This window comes from Chitinispirillales bacterium ANBcel5, assembly GCA_029688955.1.
In the GTDB taxonomy this organism is placed as follows: domain Bacteria; phylum Fibrobacterota; class Chitinivibrionia; order Chitinivibrionales; family Chitinispirillaceae; genus Cellulosispirillum; species Cellulosispirillum alkaliphilum.
Window position 1 is genome coordinate 1 of record JARUKZ010000055.1, and the last position, 20,560, is coordinate 20,560.

The 20,560-nt window shown below is 40.8% G+C and carries 15 protein-coding genes and 1 tRNA gene; 14 read left to right on the forward strand and 2 right to left on the reverse strand.

Annotated elements, in window-relative coordinates; translation table 11 throughout:
- The 13 genes from QA601_17665 to QA601_17725 all read left to right on the forward strand — a co-directional run.
- A partial coding sequence (locus tag QA601_17665; GenBank protein ID MDG5816930.1) for a tetratricopeptide repeat protein occupies positions 1–1,387 on the forward strand: 1,387 nt, incomplete at its 5' end.
- 245 nt (positions 1,388–1,632) lie between these two features.
- Positions 1,633–2,751, forward strand: coding sequence for a hypothetical protein (locus QA601_17670; protein ID MDG5816931.1), 1,119 nt, complete (start codon positions 1,633–1,635; stop codon positions 2,749–2,751).
- Positions 2,733–3,548: a helix-turn-helix domain-containing protein gene (locus QA601_17675; GenBank protein MDG5816932.1), complete on the forward strand. Its 816-nt coding sequence runs from the start codon at positions 2,733–2,735 to the stop codon at positions 3,546–3,548. The genes QA601_17670 and QA601_17675 overlap by 19 nt, the downstream gene beginning before the upstream one ends.
- Before the next feature lie 113 nt (positions 3,549–3,661).
- A tRNA-Pro gene (locus QA601_17680) sits at positions 3,662–3,735 on the forward strand.
- Between the two features lie 52 nt (positions 3,736–3,787).
- On the forward strand, positions 3,788–4,597 hold the full coding sequence (locus QA601_17685; GenBank protein MDG5816933.1) for a creatininase family protein: 810 nt from the start codon (positions 3,788–3,790) through the stop codon (positions 4,595–4,597).
- A complete protein-coding gene (locus QA601_17690; protein ID MDG5816934.1) occupies positions 4,590–5,903 on the forward strand; it encodes a pitrilysin family protein in 1,314 nt (437 codons plus the stop codon). The genes QA601_17685 and QA601_17690 overlap by 8 nt, the downstream gene beginning before the upstream one ends.
- A gap of 2 nt (positions 5,904–5,905) precedes the next feature.
- Positions 5,906–7,234, forward strand: coding sequence for a pitrilysin family protein (locus QA601_17695; protein MDG5816935.1), 1,329 nt, complete (start codon positions 5,906–5,908; stop codon positions 7,232–7,234).
- 71 nt (positions 7,235–7,305) lie between these two features.
- On the forward strand, positions 7,306–7,803 hold the full coding sequence (gene folK, locus QA601_17700; protein MDG5816936.1) for a 2-amino-4-hydroxy-6-hydroxymethyldihydropteridine diphosphokinase: 498 nt from the start codon (positions 7,306–7,308) through the stop codon (positions 7,801–7,803).
- A gap of 19 nt (positions 7,804–7,822) precedes the next feature.
- Entirely contained in the window at positions 7,823–8,548 is a 726-nt protein-coding gene (locus tag QA601_17705) for a deoxynucleoside kinase (GenBank protein ID MDG5816937.1), read from the forward strand.
- Positions 8,549–8,575: 27 nt separating this feature from the next.
- Positions 8,576–9,424 carry a pantoate--beta-alanine ligase gene (gene panC, locus QA601_17710; protein ID MDG5816938.1) on the forward strand — a complete coding sequence of 283 codons (849 nt, stop codon included), beginning with the start codon at positions 8,576–8,578 and terminating at the stop codon, positions 9,422–9,424.
- Entirely contained in the window at positions 9,421–10,707 is a 1,287-nt protein-coding gene (locus QA601_17715; GenBank protein ID MDG5816939.1) for an alpha-amylase family glycosyl hydrolase, read from the forward strand. Before panC ends, QA601_17715 begins: the two co-directional genes overlap by 4 nt.
- A gap of 211 nt (positions 10,708–10,918) precedes the next feature.
- Positions 10,919–11,434, forward strand: a complete 516-nt coding sequence (locus QA601_17720; protein MDG5816940.1) for an HAD family hydrolase — start codon at positions 10,919–10,921, stop codon at positions 11,432–11,434.
- A gap of 73 nt (positions 11,435–11,507) precedes the next feature.
- Complete coding sequence (locus QA601_17725) at positions 11,508–13,997, forward strand: hypothetical protein (GenBank protein ID MDG5816941.1); 2,490 nt, start codon at positions 11,508–11,510, stop codon at positions 13,995–13,997.
- 1,125 nt (positions 13,998–15,122) lie between these two features.
- Here the strand turns inward: QA601_17725 and QA601_17730 are convergent.
- Positions 15,123–15,617, reverse strand: coding sequence for a hypothetical protein (locus QA601_17730; GenBank protein MDG5816942.1), 495 nt, complete (start codon positions 15,615–15,617; stop codon positions 15,123–15,125).
- Between the two features lie 461 nt (positions 15,618–16,078).
- Positions 16,079–16,705 carry a YIP1 family protein gene (locus tag QA601_17735; protein ID MDG5816943.1) on the reverse strand — a complete coding sequence of 209 codons (627 nt, stop codon included), beginning with the start codon at positions 16,703–16,705 and terminating at the stop codon, positions 16,079–16,081.
- A gap of 480 nt (positions 16,706–17,185) precedes the next feature.
- Here QA601_17735 and QA601_17740 point away from each other — a divergent pair.
- The coding region (locus tag QA601_17740) for a VWA domain-containing protein (protein ID MDG5816944.1) at positions 17,186–20,560 on the forward strand (3,375 nt) is incomplete at its 3' end.

The following is a 20,560-nucleotide window of genomic DNA, read 5'->3' on the forward strand; positions in this document are numbered from 1 at the left end:
GCAAAAACTTGCACAGTGTTATGTTGCAAGGGGGTGGTTTAATGAAGCACTGAAAATTTATGAAAATATAATCAAGAGCAATCTGGAAAATTTTCATCTTCTTCTTGGATATGGCAATGTTCTCTTTAATCTTCAGGATGATAAAAGGGCGGGAGATGTTTTTAGCAGGCTTACCAGGTTAAAACCACATAGAATTGAGGGCTGGAACAATCTGGGGATAGTTAAGCTTAGATGTGGGGAGTTGGAAGAGGCCGGGGCTGCTTTTGAAAAAGTGCTTGAGATTGAGCCCGAAAACTGTGGCGCTTTGCTTAATTTGGGAAACTACTATTTCCAAAAGAGTAATTACGAAAAAGCGGGTCTTTATTTTCAAAGAGCTATCGATACGCAACCAGATTTTTGTGATGCCTGGTTTAACCTTGGTAATGTAGCTCTTGAGCAGGGGGATTTAAACAAGGCCCGTGATGCTTTCCAGAAGGCCCTCCATTATAAAAGAGATTTCTTTTCAGCATTAAAAAACTTAGGGTTTGTATGTGAAAAGATGGATAATGTATCGGAAGCGCTGGGGTTCTATAAAAGGGCAGCGCAACTGAACAAAGCTGATTGGGCCATACAGGTAAACATTGCCAATATTCAGTTAAAGCTTAAACGGTATGAGGATGCCAGGGCTTGTTTTCTTAAAGCGGTTCGATTATCTCCAAAGCAAACTTCAGGGTGGCTTGGATTGCGCCAGATTGCTCTGCTACGAGGGGATATTACCACCTATTTACGCTCTACAATGGCTATCCTTTCAAGGCTTGATGACAGAACGATTGCAGAGTCAATTGATCTGTTAAGAGAGCTTGGACACGAAAAGGATGCACGAGAGCTTTTAAAGCGCATGGACCAAAGCAGCAGAATGGGAAACGAACTTGAGGCACTGAGGCTTGTATTGTTTCAGAAAAAAGGGGCCACTCAGACAAGAATCGGCTCTATCTATAAAAAGTTAGCCTCTTTGAGTACTCCCTCCGATCTTGTAAGTAAGTGCCTGGCTGAATATGCGTATACGGCAGGTTCATACGAAAGAGCATTAAACTATATCGACACTATTGAAGATAGATCTGTAAAAACAATGCTCATCATGTGGAGATCTCTTTTTAGAGTCGGTAGGCAAAGGGAGGCTCAGCAGGGAGCGTTGCAATACACTTCTTTAAACCCACAATGCTTTGAATGCTGGATGTTTTTGGCTGAAACCAGTGCTGAGCTTGGCAAAGACAGTGAGGCCAGAGAATACCTGCTCAAATCTTTACGCTGTGGCTTTTCAGATATCCAATCCATTAAGAGCAACCCCTTTTTGTCCAGAGTTATGAGGACTCTTGAAAAGAGTGGGACGATCAATTTAAAAAATTAAATTGACCTTGTATCCTCTGTAATATACTATTTATACAGTAAAAGCATCTGTGCCTGAGCTGGGGTGGGGGATAACAAAGAGCATTGTGGCTGTTAAAAGCAACGCTTTTTTCCACCTAAAATACAAAATAGGTTAAAAGGGATGATTTTTTCGGTTGCTTTTTCCTATATTTATAAAAATGAAGCTTATAGAGCTTAGTATTCTAAATTTGTGAAAGGCAGGGGAGCATGAGGAGACTGGATAAAGTGAGTGATTCTATTTTGAATCTGGCGGGTAGTTCGACGGACTCCAACAAGTTCTATTCCATTCTGCTCGATGCACGGGCGGCAAATGTTTCTGACAGTATGTATGATATTGCTGAAAAATTGCTTGTTGGTGAAAAAGATAATGCAAAGTTAGCACTTGAGCAGCTCTGGACTCTCAAGAAAAATGTATTAAATAGTAACACGGCTGCAACCGTTGATATGCTTATAGAGTATTATCAGGAGAAAATGGATATTCTTCGTTATAAGGAGGAGAATATTAAAAATATAAGTAAAGACTCCAGGTCTCTTTTGGAAGAAAAACATAAAAGGGATGAAGAGATAGCTTCTGTTAAACAGCAGATCAGCGATTGTACAAATGAAATCAACGAACTTACTTCCAAACTGACTGATCTTAGATCAAGAGAACAAGAGCTCACACTTATTGAAGAGCAACTAAAAAGAGAGCTCTATGGAAACGAAAACGAGGTAATAAATGGCTTATATGAGATAATTTTATCTCAGGCAGACTCTCAGGAACCTCAAATAACTAAGCAGCCACTGCAAGTTTTAAAACAACCACCCGTTATCGATCCATCCCCTCAGGAAAAACCAATCATAGAAAACAGTGAACATCGAAATAAAGAGGATGAACATAAGAGTTTTGAGACACCGGAGAAGCAAATTGAAATCTCTGAAATTCCAAAATCGGTAGTAAAAACAACAAAAGGTGTAGTAATTGGCGAGTATTACTACGATTCAAAAGCTGAGAAGCAAAAGCGTAACTATGTACTCAACAGTAAGTTCTTTTCTGATAAATTAAATAAAACTCTAAAAGCTATAACCATAAAGTATGATCACACCCTGTACTCTGAAATGCTGCAAATGATTCAGGATGCGTATAAACGGGTTTCTCAGAATCCAAAGATTCATGTTGAAATTTCAACCAATGAGATATTGAATCTTAAAACACTTAAGTTGTTATGGCAAAATGTAAAAATAAGATCTTTTGATGAAGCGTCACGATTTGGAGCTAAACTGAAAGCGAAGATAGAGACGCTTGATACTAACTATGTAACTGTACTACAGGAGCAATTACAAAGGTGCTCAACAGAAAATTAACCTTTTGGGTTTTACCTGTTATCTCTCTCTTTTGTGTTTTCGCATATGGGGATTCTCTTACACAATCACCTGCTGATGCTGTGCATGATTCTTCACACCTGGAAAAAAATATCGATACTGCGCTGGTAAGGGCTCAAATTGATTCCATTGTCAGGGGAAGGGAGCTGTCACAATCTTACCCCAGAGCCTCTGAGATTGAGCCCGCGGAGAGTGTGGTAAAAACCCCAGATGAAACTGCGGATGAAAAGTCGGAAGTGAAAAGAAGTGGGGTTATACGTTCCTTTTTAACACAAACTTCTCGGCTGTTTTCGTGGTTGCAGGCACGTCTTATTAAACTATTCATTTTGGGTATTTCTCTCACTATAATTGGGGCAACGGTTTTTTATCTGATCGGGAAAAAGGATAGCAGAAGGTTTCTGACCACTACCAGGCTTTCAGTGTTGGATAAGATGGTTCAGCGGGCATGTCTACTCATAGAGAACAATTATTCTCAGACTGATCTTTGCAAAAAAAGGATCTGTGAGGAGCTTGTAACCGGAGAAGCTTTTCTTGAGGCTCTTTTTCAAAAAAACCTGGGTATTGGTGTTAATGATTTTATAAATCAGGTAAGAATCAATAACGCGAAGAATTTTATTGCTCAGGGATTGGAAATTGAAACAACAAGTAATCAATGTGGATTTTCTGATGAAAAAACCTTAATTGATACTTTTAAAAAAGTCACCGGGGTCTCCATTGGGGACTATAAAGAAAACACCAATGCCTCTACCGCCGTTGATCAGGAAAATTTGAGCCCCTGAAGATTAAAAACCTACATTGTGACATTACGTACAAACATCATACTAGCCCCCCTTGCCATGTTTTGGTATAATATCTATATTTTTGGTTCAAAATAACTATTCCCAGCCTTTTTCGGAGTGTAGCGCAGCCTGGCAGCGCGCTTGGTTCGGGACCAAGAGGGCGGAGGTTCAAATCCTCTCACTCCGATAATCATTACCACATTCTCATTACCAGCTCAGCAGTTCTGGATTTTTTGCTTATGAATAGCTATGAAAAAGAAAAACATCTGTATTCCATAGAAGATCTTAGCTTCTTGGAGGTTCAGTACAGGTTACGGGAGCAACCTGTACTTGTAGTAGTTCTTGGGGGCACCGAAACCTATAGCTGCAAAGCTGTAAATGGGATAGCAACTCGTATCTGCCGATCATTTGGAGAAGCGCTTTGTAGTAAAATGGACTTGCTTATGGCTCCGGTCCTACCATTTGGCTGCTCTGTGCCCTATATGGCGTTTGAGGGAACGAGTGGGATTAAGCCAAAGACTCTGACGTATCTCTTAGGTGATCTGTTCAGGTGTTGGATTTTTCAGAAATTCAGGTATTTTTTTGTAATAAATCCCTTGGCTGCTAACAGTGAATCCTTAAATGAGGTGTCCGGGAGGTTAGCTGGTAGCAAATCCGAAGTACAGTTTAAGATCGTCGATTTTCATAACGATGAAACGATACACAAAATACTTAAAAATAACGATGCTATTTTACCTGGTGCAGAAAGGTTTGAGAAAGCGTTTCTTGCTTTGGCATCTTTTCTTTATCCATCTATGGTAAGAAACTGTGATGCGTTTGGTTACAAAGTTTCACAAGAGTGGGATCGCAAACGGTATCGATCATGGAAAAAGCGTGGTGCTGATCCCGCAAAGTACAGAAAACTCTTTCCTTCCGGGGTGGTTGATCCGGATGTGGTATCTGGATTGCATGCTCAAAAGGGAGGAAATATCTATGAAGAGATTTTGAATTATTTGATGAGGGAAACGGAAAACTTTTTAAACGGAAAAATAAAAGGCTATAATGCTTGATAATATCAAAGAAAAGATTCTCGATAATGGTTTAAAGGTCATATGTTTGAAAAAAAGTGATACGCCCATTGTATCGGTTCAGGTGTGGTACCGCACTGGTAGTGCCTGGGAGCGGGACGGTATCAGGGGAATAAGCCATTTTCTGGAACATATGATGTTCAGAGGTTCAACGAATCTCAAGTCCGAAGAGCATGCGATGAAAATAAATAACGTAGGTGGTCATTGTAATGCTTTTACTGCTGAGGATGTAACAGCTTACCTAAACAGTGTACCGCAAGAATATCTTGATATGGTACTTGGTCTTGAAGCTGAGCGGATGAGCGGTCTCTCCATCCAAAGAGAGCTTTTTGACATTGAACGAAAAGTAATAATTGAGGAATTTCATAACTACCTCAATAACCCGGTCGCCAGGGCATTTCTTGAATTCAGGCAGGAGTTTTTTAAAAATCACCCCTACTCTATAAGTCCACTTGGTACTCTTGATGACCTTAACTCCATTACCAATGAGGACTGTAGGAATTATTACCAAAGTCACTACAGACCCGACAATGCAGTTATCGTGGTGGTGGGTGATTTTTCCAATGATAGCGATCTGTTTGAACGGGTAGAAAAACACTTCGGATCTAAAAAGGCTGCTATTATCAACCCAAAGAAAGATGAAGAGCAGGATGTAAATGAGTGGTTTCCTGCAAAGCAGCGAATGAAACGCAGAGTAGATTTCAATGTTCCGATCTTTATTACCGGCTTTCCTGCTCCGGCTTCTGCACACAATGACGCATTGTCTCTTGAGATATTACAGCTTGTGTTATCGGGTGGTGAAACGGGAAGGCTTCACAGGGAAATGGTCAGAAAGGACTCGGTGGCAGTTATGGTAGGGGGGATGAATCACACGTTGAGAAGGGCTGGGATGTCGGTGTTTTTCGCTGCCTTTACGCCCAATATATCCGTTTCCAAAGTAGAAAAATCCCTTAACAGACAGATTGAAAAGATAAAAAATGGTGGTATTTCAAAAGAGGAGTTTGAGAAGGTTAAGAACACAACTCTTTCCAGCAGAACATTTGAGCTCTATTCGGCAGATCATATAGCACAGCGAATCGGTTTTAGTGAAACTATTGAGGGCAGTTATGGGCGTTGGGTTGAGAGGCTTGAGGCTCTTAAGAGTTTAGATATCGATTCTTTGGTTGAGGTTGCGCAAAAGTATTGGGATCAATCAAAAAGCAGCACGCTTCATCTCAAGCCCAAAAGGGTTAATCCAATGCTTTATGTCGCTGGGTTGTTCAGACGTTTTACCAGAAAAAAAGGATAAAAATGGCTTTTGAATATAAATTTCCTCCCACTCATGAGATGGTGCTCTCTAATGGTATGCGGGTCATAAGTGTTCCGGAGAGAACGCTTGACGGTGTAATTTTAGCTTTTCAGCTACCCTTTGGACGTTTTAATGACCCGGTTGGTTTGGAAGGGTTATGTGACATTTTGGCTGCCCATATTCAAAAGGGGATAGAAAACATCTCTCATGAAGAGTTTGTCGATAGTTTTGAATACCGTGGGGCATCTACCGGGGCAAGTGTAGGGGAAGAGCACACGGTCTTTCTCTGCCGTATGCTTTCCAAACACTTTGATGATCTTTTCCCTCTGTTCTGGAAAATGATTTGTAACCCCGCTTTAAACAAAGCTGAGTTTGATAGAATAAAAAAAGAAGCGATTACCTCACTTCAGGCTGAAGCGGTGGATCCCTCATTTCTGGCAAATCGCCATTTCTATCAACAGTTGGTTGGTAAAGGTCATCCTGCGGGTCGTTTTCAAACCATAGAGTCTTTACGTAAAATCAAATTAAATGATATTCGCCAGTTCTATAAAGAGGTGTTTTCTCCCGAAGATACCATTTTTGTAGCGGGGGGAGACTTTAATGAACACTCATTTAAAGAAACATACATAGACAAGTATCTTAATAGCTGGAGTGCTAAAAGAACAGTAGAACTGACTTCGGCTTCCGGTATCAAACTGGTTGAACCGGCTACACGATTCATAGATAAAAAGGACCTTACTCAGAGTACTGTTATAATTGGCCACACTGTACCGGGTGAGAGCAGTCCAAAGAGAAATGCCTTATCACTGGCAAACTATATACTCGGTGCGGGCAACTTTTCTTCAAGGCTTATGAACAGGGTACGCTCAAGGTATGGAAAAACTTACGGGATTTCATCACAGATTGCAGGTGAAAAAAACTTCGGTGTTTTTTCCATTTCAACTACCACCAAAAACCAAAGTGTTGGTGAAACCGTTAAGGCAATATTTGAAGAGTATGACAATTTTTGCGCTCATGGAGTAACAGACCTGGAGCTGCAAAAAGCAAAAACTTTCACTATCGGCAATATCTCCTTTCAGCTTGAAGGGATCAGTAATGTGGTGGATAAACTGTTGTGGCTGAGATATCATGGAAAGGAAAATTCCTACATCGAACAATTTGGTAAAAAGCTGGAGAGTATGGATCTTGACTATATTAACGGGCTTATAAAAACTGAATTTCATCCGGATAAAGCTGTTATGGCCGTAGTAGGGAGAAAAGAAGAGGTCGCTTCTCAGATAGAGAATCTGGGGCGAAAGGTAACGTTTTATGATCAAAGGAATGTAATTTAAAAAAATGCAGCTAAATAGGTTAAATTAGTAATTGCTGTAGGTTTATATTCTCTACTATATTAATAAATTGTATGGCAACCGAAATAGTTTTAAGTATAGGGACCAATTCTGGAAACAGAATCGAAAATATTATAGCAATGCAGGATGCACTTTTCTCTCTTCTTGGAGAACCGTTCAGGTGTTCCACACTTATGGAAACAGAGCCTCTTGAGGTTGGAAAAGGGCAGCTTAACTATTATAATCAGATCGTTTATGCTACTTATAACGGTACTCCCCAAGAGCTTTTATTTGCCTGTGAGGGTATCGAAATAACTATGGGGCGCAGTTATAAGGGGCTTAAATTAGCAAGGACTGCAGATATAGATATACTTTTTTTCGGTGATACTGTTGTTTGGACCAAAGGGCTGCAGATCCCCCATCAGGGTATTCTGCGTCGCCGTTTCTGTTTGGAAGGGCTTTATGAGATGTGTCCGCAGTGGGTTTATCCAGGCAGGGCAGAAACAGTAGAACAGTTATATTTGAAAATGAATTCAGAGGTAAAGCAACAAAGTATACAATTTTATTCATAGCTCCAGATGAGGCATTTTTATGGATTACGGTCAATCAAAACTACCCTCTTATTTAAATTATCTATGTATTGAAGGGGTAATTGGTGCAGGTAAAACATCCCTTTGCAAATCTTTATCAGAAATTTTTGATGCAAGGCAGGTTCTTGAGGAGGTAGACGAAAATCCATTCCTTTCAGGTTTTTACAAAGACCGCAACTCTTTTGCATTTCAAACCCAGCTTTGGTTTCTTCTGTCCCGATATAAACAACTTTCTGTTATGGTCGCTCAGCAGGATCTTTTTCATAAGATCACAATGAGTGATTATCTGTTTGCAAAAGATAGAATATTTGCAAATATTAATCTAAAGGATGATGAGCTTTCTTTGTACAATAATATCGCAAGAGTACTTGAAACATCCATTCCAAAGCCCGATTTGGTGGTTTACCTTCAGGCATCTACAGATGTTCTTTTAAAGAGAATAGAGAAAAGGGGAAGAAAATTTGAATTCAATATGGATCCCGAATACATAGACACCCTCAATGAAGCGTACAATCATTACTTTTTTCATTATACCTCATCACCACTTCTTATCATCAATACAAACGATATAGATTTCGTTAATGAGATTGGGGATTTACAGGAACTTATAGATCAAATTGTTTCCGTTAAATCCGGTTCTCATTATTATCATCCTCTTGGTTCAAAAGATCGACTCTTTATCGAGGAGCGCCAGGCAGCAGCAAAAAATAATTTGTTTGTAAATTAAATAGTCAGGAGTATAAAATTGAAAATTGTGAATTCTCCTGTAGAAATGAAAAACCTTTCCATAACTCTGCAGAGAAGTGGTAAAACCATTGGCTTTGTTCCAACAATGGGAGCGTTGCATCAGGGCCACCTCTCGCTTTTGAATATAGCTGCAAAAAGTACAGACGCAACGGTTATGAGTATATTTGTAAATCCTTCACAGTTTGGTCCCGGGGAGGATTATGATAAATACCCACGTACATTTGAGTTGGACAGTAAAAAAGCACAGGACGCTGGTTGTGATATACTTTTTGCCCCTACTGCTCAGGATATGTATCCTCCAAACTACAGTAGCTATGTAGATGTAGCTAAACTTGATACTAAATTGTGCGGTGCTACCCGTCCCGATCATTTTAGAGGTGTTTGTACCGTGGTGTTGAAGTTTTTTAATATTGTAAATCCTCAGATTGCAGTGTTTGGGCAAAAAGACGCTCAGCAGTTAATTGTGTTAAGACGAATGGTAAGTGATTTTAATCTCTCGGTTTCTGTTGAATCCGGGCCGGTGATCAGGGAAAAGGATGGTCTGGCGATGAGCTCCAGAAACAAATATCTTACACCCCATGAGCGCAGGGATGCCCCACTGATTTACAAAGGTCTTAAAGGGGCTAAAGAATTGTTTGATTCCGGCGAGAGAGATGGTGATAAACTTATTGAAATGATTAAAACCCACTACAAAAGCTCTGCAATGTTTACTCCTGAATATATTGAAGTAGTCGATATCGTTACTCTTGAGCCTCTTAAAGAAATAAAAGATAAGGCATTGATAGCAGTCGCCTGTAAAACTTCAGAAAGTAAAACAAGACTCATAGATAACATCGTTTTGGGAGGTGAGTTATGAATTCTAAGAAAGTACCACTGATATATAATCTCTTCCCCCGTTTTTTCAAAACAATCGATGAGTGGAATGAGCTAATTCCACATGTGACTGAAATTGGTTTTAATTCTATATTTGTGAATCCATTCCATAAAACCGGTTTTTCCGGAAGTCTTTATGCAGTTAAAGATTACTTCTCTTTAAATCCCCTTTTCCTCAAGGATGGGCAGGATCCAAAGGACTTTACCCCGCTTAAATGTTTCATAGAAAATTGTAAAGACAATGGTCTTGAAGTAATAATGGATCTGGTGATCAATCACACCGCTTTTGACGCAAATCTTACCGAAAGTCATCCACAATGGTATAAACGTGATGATCAGGGCAAGGTTGTCAGCCCCTATGCGGTTGATCCGGCAGATCCCTCCAATGTAACAGTTTGGGGTGATCTGGCGGTAATTGATAACCGGTTTAGTACCGATAAGAATGGATTGTGGGGGTATTGGGATAAACTTATAGCCTTTTACCAGGATTTAGGGTTTAAAGGGCTTCGGTGCGATGCTGCGTATCAGGTACCAGCTGAGTTATGGAAATATTTGATCCAGTCGGCAAAAAAAAGAGATTCGGAAACCAAATTCTATGCTGAAACCCTGGGCTGTCAGGTAAAAGAGGTGGAAGCTTTGGGGAATGTGGGGTTTGATTACCTGTTCAACTCTTCTAAATGGTGGGATTTTGATGGACCGTGGGCTTTGGAGCAGCATGCAAATTTTAAACGTTTTGCTCCTTCTATCGCTTTTCCCGAATCTCATGACACAGAGCGGTTGGCCAGTATTGCCCCGGGAACAGTGGAAGTTCAAAAGTTCAGGTACGCTTTTGCAGCTTTATTTTCAAAAGGGCTGCTAATGCCAATGGGGTATGAGTATGGTGCCAAAACCAAAATGGATGTGGTTAAGGGTTCTCCTGATGATGTCGACAAGCCAAACTGGGACCTTTCGGGGTGGATAAAAAGAGTAAATGAGCTTAAAGCAAAAATCCCTGTCCTCAGTGAAGAGGGGACCTGGAAAAATATCTGCGATTATCGTTTCCCCTTTATTTTTCTTCAAAAAGACTCTGATTCCGGTCAAAAGAGTGTATTTGTGGGCATCAATAAGAATATGTCCGGAGAAACACGGGTGGATGAATGGGCTGTTCCAGAGCAGATTAAGCAGTGTACTTCTGTTATCCAGCTACTTTCAAAAGATTTAAAAAAAGAGCAGATCCCTTCAGCGTTTCTTTTTGAGGCGGCTGATTTGGTGCTTTTTTTGCAATAAGGGAAAGAGGTTTTCAGTAGGTCTTAGAATAAGACTGCTGAAAACTGCTTCTTCTCTAAAAAAATCCCCGCTTTCAGTATAGTTGCCTATTATTTTATTAAATTCTATATTTATAAACTGCGCAAAATGAAAACTCTGTTGTGCAATATCCTTTAATACCAAGCGCAATCATACGAATTGTGCATGGAATAATTAATTTTTTTTGGTTTTTATGAATAAAGCTTTATTTTTGGATCGTGATGGGGTTATAAACCTGGACTGTGGTTATCCCCATAAACCGGAGCATATTCGGTTCAGGGATGGTATTTTTGAATTGTGCAAAAAGGCCTTACAACACAACTATTTAATTATTGTGGTTACTAATCAGGCCGGTATTGCACGGGGGTATTTTAAGGAGAGTGATGTCGAGGGGCTTCATGAGTGGATGAAGCTTCAGTTTAGAAGCAGAGGTGTCATTATTACGGATTTCTATTATTGTCCTTACCATCCCAGTGCTACGCTTCAAAGCTACAGGAAAGATTCCACCTTCAGAAAACCCGGTCCGGGTATGATACTCCAGGCTGCTTGTGAGCACAATATCGACATTGAGAGATCAATAATGATTGGCGATAAAGAATCTGATAGAATTAAATTGCCCAATTTAAAGAGTTATATCTTAAAAAGTAACTACGTTGAAAGCGGGTATGATGTGGAATCTTTACTGGATGTGCAAGCACTTTTGGTTTAGATGATTATTTTTAAAGCGTGCTTTAAAAGAATACTTCAATAAAAATTACAAATTTAAAATCCAGGATTTATACATGCAAAAAAGTGGGGTTAAGAGGAAAAAAGATACGGCAGCAAAGAATACTACTGCTGCTTCCAAAATAGGTTTCTTGGAGAAATACAGAAAATACAGTGGGGTAGGTGCTATATTCTTGCTGTTTTTGATCGTATGCGTTCTTTTCAGGGAATTTTTGTTTTCCGATAAAATGCTTTTCAGCTCAGATCAGTTTGGTAGTTTTGATGTTCGGGTGCTTTTAGAGAGGAGTATCTTTGATCACTTTCAGTTTCCTTTGTGGTTGAGTACTCGTCTCGGAGGAATGCCCACCATTGACGCTGTATTCGGTGATGCGCTTTATCCTGTGGCCAGGGTTGTTTACAGCCTCTTCTCGGTTCATCGTGGTATCAGTGTTATGATGCTTTTGCACGTATTTCTTGCCGGGGTGTTTTTCTATATTCTGTTGCGTAAATCTTTTTCCTGCTCCCGTTTGGTTTCAATTATTGGAGCGTCCTTTTACATGCTCAGTCCTCAGTTCGTTTCACATGTCTATCCTGGTCATGATGGAAAGATGTTTGTCATTGCCTGGCTTCCGTTTATAATGTGGAGACTACAGGTACTCATGGATCGTCCCGGGCTTTTTAATGCTGCCCTGATGGGCTTAGGGGTAGGGATGTCAATTCTTACCGGACATGTGCAGTTAAGTTATTTTATGCTCTGGGGCTTATTTCTTTATTGGGTTTTTAAACTGGTTGAAAGTTTCAGAAACAAGCAGAGTAAGGGGATGTTGATTTCTCAAGGTGTATATTTCTGGGTTGGTATTATCTTTGGGCTTGGATTATCGTTTATATCGCTCTACCCCGCTTACATGTATGTTCAGGATGCAGTTTCGGTAAGAGGAATCGATCGGGGCTTTGAATATGCACACTCCTGGTCGTTTCACTGGCAGGAGGTTTTTTCTCTTTGGATTCATGATTTTGTTGGTAACACCTTTATACATGGTATAAGTCCCACTCAGTATTATTGGGGGAATAATCCATTGAAGTTTAATGCCGAGTACACCGGGATGATTCCTGTAATGCTTTCTGTTTTTGCGTTGGTCAGGAAACCTAAGAGCAGTTGGCGAATTTTCTGGGCTGCTATTGCGCTGCTTGCGGTTATGTTTTCCCTTGGAGCTCATACACCGCTTTTCCATATTGCTTATCATATTGTTCCGGGTGTTAATAGATTCAGAGCCCCAAGTATGATAATGTTTTGGTTCACTTTCTCCACAGCTTTACTGGGGTCTATGTTTATCATTGATGTGGCAAAAGGGGAACTGGGAAAACTTGATGACTCCATCAAAAAGAAGTGGACCAAAGGCTTGCTTATCGCTATCGGTTCAGTTACACTTCTTACATTTCTCTTCTCATCAAAGGGATTTGTGAGCTCATTAGCTCATTCGATGATGGACAATCCACAAAATGTTGGTGTTTTTGAAAGAAATTTTGACAGGAATTTCTTACCATCACTATGGCTTTGGTGGTTTTTTGCTGTATCGGTTATTGCAATGGTAATGGCTGTGATCAACAATAAACTGGGAAAAACAACCCTTTGTATTGCAGTGCTACTTATTGGCATAGTCGATACATTCAGGGTGAATTCAAAGTTTATCGAACTGGAAAACCCGGCTAAGTTTTTCATCACAGACCCTGTAATTGATGAGCTTCAGGGGGAGATGCAACAGCAGCCTTTCAGGGTGTTTCCAATGAGAGGAGTGTTTGGGCATGAAAATAATACCGGTGCGCATGGGCTGGAAGATATCAGCGGATTTCATGATAATGAATTAACATGGTACAGAGCGTTTCGGGGAGGAGAACAGGACCAAAATTATTTCTCTGGTCTTTTGGGAACTACACCTGAAGGAAATCCATATCTGGACATACCAAAAATCAGTAGGGGTAATCCGTTCTTAAATATTGCTAATGTTAAATATGTCCTTTTCAGACGCCCTGATAACAGTTTAATGAAACTCGAAAACCGACAGGCTTTGGGCAGGATGTCATTTGTTCCCGGCCATATCGTTGTCGAGGATGATGAAGATGTAATTCGGGGGCTTCAAAGTGAAGTAATAGATTACAGGGCAACTGTGGCTGTTTCCCGGGAGGTGCCGGGAGTTACACCGTTACGTTCAAGGGAATCAGTCCCGGAGGAAATCGGTGAAGGCTTTAATGTTGAGTGGGAAAAGTACTCTCCAAATCGTAGAAAAGCGCAGGTTACCATGCCCTCTGAAGGTTTTCTGAGAATATCAGAAGTTTACTATCCTGCATGGAGTATTAAGGCTAATGGAGAGCCGGTTGATTTCTACCGCTCTGATGTAGCCTGGATGGCGGTGCATTTGCCCGAAGGCACCCATGAGATTGAGATGAGGGCAGGATCGCACTACTTTGGAGACGCCGCAACTGTTTCATTTGTCTTTGTGATCGCAATTGTTGCAATCTCTGTTGTTGAAGTTGTAAAAAGGAAAAAGCGTAAAAAACAATCCGCCTGATAGCCTAATTTTCCTCCTGGATATTTGAATATAAAAGCAGTCAGGGATATAGTTTTCTGGCTGCTTTCTTTGTGATTAACGGTTTACCCTAATTACACTTTTTGAGTTTGAGGAAAGCTGAAGTAATGCAACGTTTTGAATTGTATTTACACCTCGAATAGCAAGCGCAAAACTCCAAATTATGCTCTTTGTTGCCATCGTTGAATTCTCCCATTCCAAATCTTAATTACAAGTTCTCTTCACGGGGTTGCCGCAGCATCCGGCACTTATGCGCTTTTAAGAAACTCTGATGTAAAATCCTGAAAAGAGGTTCAGGTGTGGGTGGCTCAGGAGAGAAAAAGGAGCACTGACGGTCAGGTACCGCAATGGAAAGCCGGAAGCACTGATGACAACCAGAAGGCTGCGTACCTCAGTGCTTTTACGTGCCAGTGCTTTGTCTTCTGCCTGCCTTGCGGCAAACGCAGCATTGTTATGCGGGTTCAGATGTATTTGTGCACCTGAATAAACGCAGAAAAATTCTGAACATTCATCCTTAGGATGCGATAGAAGGGGTAGCCATCGAGCTCTAAGGGGCTGAAAACAGGAAAAAAATAGGAAAAAATGGCCGCTAGAGGCAGCAAAGAGCATTTATGCTGGTCCGACCCCAGAAAAAATATAACCCTGTTCTTTTCTTTGAATTCCAAAATCCTAATTTTTTTTACGGGTCGCCCAAGGCGAAGTTGGCCACCCCCCAGCGACGCCAGGTGGCAAGTGACTGGTTCCTCACGGGGGCGCCAAGAAACGTACTTGCCCCGTGCAAGCGTGAAGGGTTCGGTTTATAGGGGAGGTCTAATTGTTTACAAAGATATAGTTCTTCCCTCCCTGGATAATGGCTTATGCGTCCCCCGAAAGGTGTAACTCTACCGCGGTTAATCCTCAGCATAAGCAGATACTTCCTGATGCGCATTGCAGGTTCGGGTGTGTTTGTGCACCTGAATAAACGCAGAAAAATCGTGAACATTCATCCTTAGGATGCGATGGAAGGGGTAGCCATCGAGCTCTAAGGGGCTGAAAACAGGAAAAAAACAGGAAAAAATGGCCCTTAGAGGCAGAAAAGAGCATTTGTGCTGGTCCGACCCCAGAAAATTATGAGGCAAGATTCAATGTATGGCTGCGCAACACACTCTGTGCAGTGAGGAACATGCCCTGTGCAGTGAGGAACATGCCCTGGGCAGTGAGGAACATGCCCTGGGCAGTGAGGAACATGCCTTGTGCAGTGAGGAACACGCCTTGTGCAGTGAGGAACACGCCTTGTGCAGTGAGGAACACGCCTTGTGCAGTGAGGAACACGCCTTGTGCAGTGAGGAACACGCCTTGTGCAGGGGTGTTTGACCCATGTTCCTCACTGTTTGACCCATGTTCCTCACTGTTTGACCCATGTTCCTCACTGTTTGAACCGTGTTCCTCACTGTTTGACCCATGTTCCTCACTGTTTGACCCATGTTCCTCACTGTTTGAACCGTGTTCCTCACTGTTTGAACCGTGTTCCTCACTGTTTGAACCGTGTTCCTCACTGTTTGAACCGTGTTCCTCACTGTTTGAACCAGTACCCGGGGCTACGCCAAAAGACTGGCTTCCCACGGGCTATCGTATCCCGTGATTTCAGGGCTTAAGAGGGGATTAAGACTAAAACGTTGGTTTTAGCAGAAAAACAAACCATGCTTCCCACATATAATGTAACAGACAATGAAACATCTCACCCTAACCATGTTCCTGCGTGCGTTTTTTCCGCAAAAGAGGGGGGGGGGCAACGGCCGGGGTGAGGTCATAAGAGAGAACGGCTCGAGGGAAAGATGGAGCTCAATAATTCCCCTTTCCTGCATTCTCCATAGAGGTCATTCTTCCAGCGTTCGTTGGGGTAGTTTATTTTTCCCGGGGCTATTATTCGATACATCCCTATCCGGGGATTGCTTCGGTGGTAGAGTGGAAGGTTTATGCCTGGGAATGTTGTTTCTTTTATCTGAAGAAATCGGACTATAATTTTTTATCAGAGTTGTAATTGTTAAAATACATATATTAAAGAATAAATAAAGGATGGAATTTTAAAAAAAAACTGACATAAAAGGAATGGTAAAAAAAGCTACAAGTACAGTTGCAACTAATGTTTGAACGGGTTTAATTCTGTGTACTTTTGAAGTTATCACGGCAAAGAGAAAATGGATCCATAGGATGGATAAAATGAACAATACAGTATATAAAGCTTCGGCTGTAGTATAGGTAAATGCATTTGGGAAATGGAACAAAATCGCCAGGACCGGGAATATCGCATAGGAAAAACAGACACATTTATATGCAGTACAAAGACTCTCTTTTGAGCCAATAGAATTCCACAAACCAAATAGTAGCGGTCCTGTAACAATGCTCAATATAATTGCAAAAATTACAAGCAGTATAATTATTGGAATTGATTGCCACTTCAACATCGGAACAAAAGTGATAGCAGCGCTAAGAGAGATAATAAATGATAAAAACAGGTATGAATGAAGCAAACCATCGTCATCATTTTTTGACATGTTTTGAAAGTATTCAATCGGAGAAGTAATGACCCCCAGGATAGTTGAGAGGAATTCTGGCTTTTCTACAGAGAGACCATCAAACGGATCGGGCTTCTCTGAAGGATCGAAATCCAATTGTTCGACTGAATTATCTTCTTTATACTCTTTAGACACAGCGTCTCCTTTTGAAACTGACAAATCCTTACAATAGTTCCAAGGTGGTTATGATGGGAAAAGATCTGTAATATTCTGTCATAAATCTTTAAAGAACTATAATAATCGGAAAATATAAAGCAAAAAACAGATAAATGCATCAGATATTATCATTTTTTTACAAAAAAGTGAAAAAACTTAATAAAGTAATAGATTTTTAGTTTTCATTTACTTAAATTATCAATACAACTATCCTCAAATTGTTAAGTAAAGATGTAATATATTTTGTATAAATGAAACTTTAATGCTGGGTTAAATTTTTTTTCCATAGGAATACTGGTAAAGAAGGAATAAGAATTAACTAATACATTTTGTCCTACACCAAAAAGCGTCTTATGGAACCTGCATGGTAATCGAAATAACCAGATTTATCGATATAAATTTCATTATTTGTGTACTTGCTGTGTAAAATTTCTTTAAAAAAAGTTCAGGGAGATATCCATGGGTAGGTTCAGTGAATTCAGTGTGTTGAAAATGTTCTTTGTTACCCTGTTTTTGATAGTAGTGTCTATTACCAAAGCAAATGAACTCTGCAACATTACCCTTGATGTATGTCCCGAAATTTTAGATGGGGATACATTGCATGTGCCATCAAATGCGGTAGCGCTCAATGGAATAATAAACACCTGCAATCAGCCTGATCGTTGGCGTGATACTATTCCACCAGCAATAATGTTTGTAATCGATCACTCCTGGTATATGCGGCATAATGATCCCGGTGGTAACAGGTTCTCAGTTACCAAATCAATTATCGACAGTATTTCCCATGTTTATCCAGATGCAAGGGTTGGATTAGTGGTATACAACCAATATCTGTACCTGGACCATACAAATAATTCACATTTGCAGCAGCTTGATACATTGCATGATGGTTCGTATCTGCCCCTCTTAACAATGAATCATGAGTACGATGGTAATGAGACCGGATACGATGTTATCACAGAACTTCTCCAAACAGATACACTTACCGGGAATGATCTTGTGTACAGACCAAATTGGACTGATTTAAGTGGATTGGATTTTTCTCAGAGAAATATCAACATTGCCTTTGATGCTGCAAAAGATGCATTCAGCAATTCTGATACTCCCCAGGAAAAACAATTTATACTATTTTTTTCAGGTGGTGATGCAAGTTATCCATCTTTGAATCGACATGAATACGCCAACGGGACCGATAATCCTACAACGTTTGCAGTAAAATTGGGACTGTACTTATCTTCATTAAATATTAATCAGATGATCGAAAACACTAAAGTTAATGGATACTCAAACAGCAACTCTAATAGTGAGCTATGGCACCTCAATACCACGCACGAGGTCGTTTTAGAAACAATGATGGAGGAAGCAGTAAGGCCTTCTATCTTTTATACCACTACTGGAGCAAATGATGTAGCCATAAACGGTACCTACTCGTCTTCAAATAGTAATGGGCAGTTCCATTTTACCTCTCCCTTTGCTCTTGAGCCGGATATCACCACTTTTGCTATTGATATTGAATATGAACTTACCCGTGAAGTTTCACTGGTTCCTTATGATACCGTTGTCAGTTCTACCATTTACATCCAAAGAGGGGAAGACAGCACCACTATTCCTGCAAGTGTAAGCTTAGAGTGTCGTAATAAAGGTATCATACGAATCGCCCACGATGGGTCTACTATACAGAAAGTCACCGATCGCACCGATTCTCTCGAGCTTATCTTTAAGTCTGGTTCAGAAATGCCATCGGGTGTATCTCTTGAAGTTTCCAATGCTGTTGGAGGCATAGACCTTGAGCAGGTATCTCTGGTGCAAAAAAGTGACAGTATTTGGAGTGCTGTAATAGAGCGCGAATTAAGTACTGGCCCTGCTTCAGGTGATGGTAAATTCCAGCACCGAAGAGACGACAGCATCGTAGTGGTTTACAGAAACCCCGATATTCCGCTGGATACACTCAGGATTTCTCTTCCGGTGCAGATAATATACAGTGAAGGATCAGCATGCGAACTTGTACTTGAAGGATGCCCGGAAACGTTTGATGGTGATACCATTGCGGTTCCATCCAGTGCTGTTGCTTTGTCATCATTTATAAGAGCCTGTGAAATACCGGAACTTACGCGTGTTACTAACCCACCAGCCATAATGTTTGTTATTGATCAGTCCGCGTCCATGGGATGGTCCGGTAGGGATCAATCTGCTTCTCGATACACTGTTACAAGGGAACTTATCGATAGTCTTTACAATACTATTCCCAGTGCCGAAATTGGATTGTCTATCTTTGGATCACAACTGTACTACGATCATGATAGCAGTCAGTACCTGCACCATTATCCGGTGAGTTCAACAGACAGGGGGGCCTATCTTCAGTTGATGCAGCTTAATGAAATATATGAAGGGGGGCAGACTGGTTATGAAATAATTGAGGAATTGCTTCAGCCAGACAACCCTCCGACTTGGAGAGGTCTTGGTTATCCATCACAGGCAGGTTTTACGGGAGGCACCAATATAAATGTCGGATTTGATGCAGCGAAGGAGGCATTCGGTAATACTGATATTCCTAAAGAAAATCAGTTTATAATATTCCTCTCAGATGGAGATGCTCCAAGAAGTAGTTGGGTGTATGCCGATGGTGTACCTACAACGTTTACTGTTTTTTTTACGACAACTTCTAACGCTCCTGTTTTAATTCAAGAAATGACAGAAAACATAAGAAGCAACGGCTACTCATCCAACAATATCAACAGTGACCTCTGGGCTATTCAAACAAGCCATGAAGTTTTGATGAATCTGCTAATGGAAGAAGTCATCTATCCATTTATTTATTCTTTAGCCGGTACAGCTACTAATCTATCGGTAAATGACTCAGTCCCTCAGCATGCACAAGATGGAGAGTTCCTTTTTGCTCAACGCTTTGCACTAAATGATAGTATAACTGAATTTTCCTTTGAAATAGAATATGAAGTCCAAAATTCCTCTACTGGTGAAACTTACGACACAACAACCACCTCGACTTTCTATGTGCAAAGAGAAGATGGAATAAGTGCTCCTGTTGGATTTGGCGTTAACTGTTGGGACCAGGCCGTTTTGAGCATAGCCCACCAGGGGCAGCAAGTATCTGAGATAACCGAAAATATGGATACTCTTGAACTTATCTTCGGGCCAGGTACCGATACACCTTCCGGGGATGTACTACTGGAGGTTACCAATGTTTTTGGTAGTAAAGATATCGAAACGGTTATGCTCAATGAAAACGGGGGAAGCTGGAGTGCTCCTATGAGTAGAGTGTTGAGTGATTCGGCTAACCCGGGTGATGGTATCTTTCAACATAGAATGAATGACAGTATAATAGTAGTATATCGCAACCCGGATATCCCACTGGATACCGTCCGTCTCTCAGTACCGGTAAACTTGAATATTCCGACCGGTGATATTTGTGAACTTATTTTTGCAACCTGTCCGGAAAATTATGATGGTGATACCATAACGGTTTCAAACAGTACTGTTTCACTTTCAACAGAAATCAGAGCCTGCAATATCACCACAACATTTGACTCCTTAGGTGAACTATCGGGTTTACCATATAAACTTGAAGTAAATGGAGTACCCGGTGTTAACATTGGAGGAGGGGTATTTGAGCTTCCTGATCCCCATCCCCTTGAATCGGATCTGACCCACTTTTTAATTGAAATAGGCTATCAGTTTAAAAATCCTCAGACCGGTGAAGTGGTAGACAGTTCCACTACAGAGAATGAGCTTTACGTTAAACGTATAGATCAGGATGGAATTCCTGAAGGTTTCTATCTGCACTGTCGCAACACACCGCAGTTGAGTATCACCCAT